This is a genomic window from Delftia sp. UME58 (genome assembly GCF_014170385.1).
GTDB lineage: Bacteria > Pseudomonadota > Gammaproteobacteria > Burkholderiales > Burkholderiaceae_C > Comamonas > Comamonas acidovorans.
On sequence record NZ_LZZV01000050.1, the window covers coordinates 1 to 1,821 of the forward strand.

1 protein-coding gene is annotated in these 1,821 nt (G+C 63.6%); it reads right to left on the minus strand.

The features are described 5' to 3' along the window. The coding region (locus A9976_RS13085; RefSeq protein WP_183019369.1) for a VCBS domain-containing protein at positions 1-1,821 on the minus strand (1,821 nt) is incomplete at both ends.

The window sequence follows — 1,821 nt, forward strand, 5'->3', positions numbered from 1 at the left end:
GTGAAGGTCTCGGTGAAGGACTCGCCGGACTTCAGGCCTTGGACATTCTTGTTGGTGTTGTCCAGGTTGTAGGTCCATTTGCCGGTCGTGTCGACCGAGAAGGAGCCATACGTGCCCTTGCCGCCGTCGTTGACGGTCCAGGTGTGCTTGTCGGTCGTGTCGACGTCGGCGACGTCGATCTTGCCAGTCGCAACCAGGGTGCCGTCTTCCGTGACTGCGCCGTCCGCCTTGCCAGTCAAGACCGGGATGTCGTTGGTGCCGACGATGGTGACGACCACTTGACCGGTGGTGCCATCAGCCGTCGTAACGGTGAAGGTCTCGGTCAGGGTCTTGCCAGCGCCCAGGCCTTGGACGGCCGGGTCGTTGTTGGTCAGGTTGTACGTCCACTTGCCATCGGCGTCGATGGAGAACTTGCCGTGTTGGCCAGCGGCATCCGTCTGCGGCTTGAAGACCGCTTCGCCTGCATCCGGATCCGTCACGTCGAGCTTGCCGCCAACGGCGAGCGTCACGTCTTCGGTGACCGTACCCTTGTCGTCGCCCGGGGTGGCCGGGTTGATCACGGCGCCGTCGTCGGTGCCGTTGATGGTGACCGTCACGTCCTTCGTGACCACGCCGCCGTTGCCGTCATTGACGGTGACCGTGAAGGTCTCGGTAATGGACTGGCCGGACTTCAGACCTTGGACGTCCTTGTTGGTGTTGTCCAGGTTGTAGGTCCATTTGCCGGTCGTGTCGACCGAGAAGGAGCCGTACGTGCCCTTGCCGCCGTCGTTGACGGTCCAGGTGTGCTTGTCGGTCGTGTCGACGTCGGCGACGTCGATCTTGCCAGTCGCAACCAGGGTGCCGTCTTCCGTGACTGCGCCGTCCGCCTTGCCGGTCAGAACCGGGATGTCGTTGGTGCCGTTGATGGTGACGACCACTTGACCGGTCGTGCCGTCAGCCGTCGTAACGGTGAAGGTCTCGGTCAGGGTCTTGCCAGCGCCCAGGCCTTGGACGGCCGGGTCGTTGTTGGTCAGGTTGTAGGTCCAATTGCCATTGGCGTCGATGGAGAACTTGCCGTGTTGGCCAGCGGCATCCGTCTGCGGCTTGAAGACCGCTTCGCCTGCATCCGGATCCGTCACGTCGAGCTTGCCGCCAACGGCGAGCGTCACGTCTTCGGTGACCGTACCCTTGTCGTCGCCCGGGTTAGCCGGGGTGATCACGGCGCCGTCATCGGTGCCGTTGATCGTGACTGTCACGTCCTTGGTGACCACGCCGCCGTTGCCGTCGTCCACGGTAACGGTGAAGGTCTCAGTGGCCGTCTCGCCAGCCTTCAGCGCCTTGACGTCGAGGTTGCTGCTGTCCAGGTTGTAGGTCCACTTGCCGGTCGTGTCGACCGAGAAGGAGCCGTACGTGCCCTTGCCGCCGTCGTTGACGGTCCAGGTGTGCTTGTCGGTCGTGTCGACGTCGGCGACGTCGATCTTGCCGGTGGCAACCAGGGTGCCGTCTTCGGTGACCGCACCATCGGCCTTGCCGGTCAGGACCGGGATGTCGTTGGTGCCGACGATGGTGACGACCACTTGACCGGTGGTGCCATCAGCCGTCGTAACGGTGAAGGTCTCGGTCAGGGTCTTGCCAGCGCCCAGGCCTTGGACGGCCGGGTCGTTGTTGGTCAGGTTGTAGGTCCAATTGCCATTGGCGTCGATGGAGAACTTGCCGTGTTGGCCAGCGGCATCCGTCTGCGGCTTGAAGACCGCTTCGCCTGCATCCGGATCCGTCACGTCGAGCTTGCCGCCAACGGCGAGCGTCACGTCTTCGGTGACCGTACCCTTGTCGTCGCCCGGG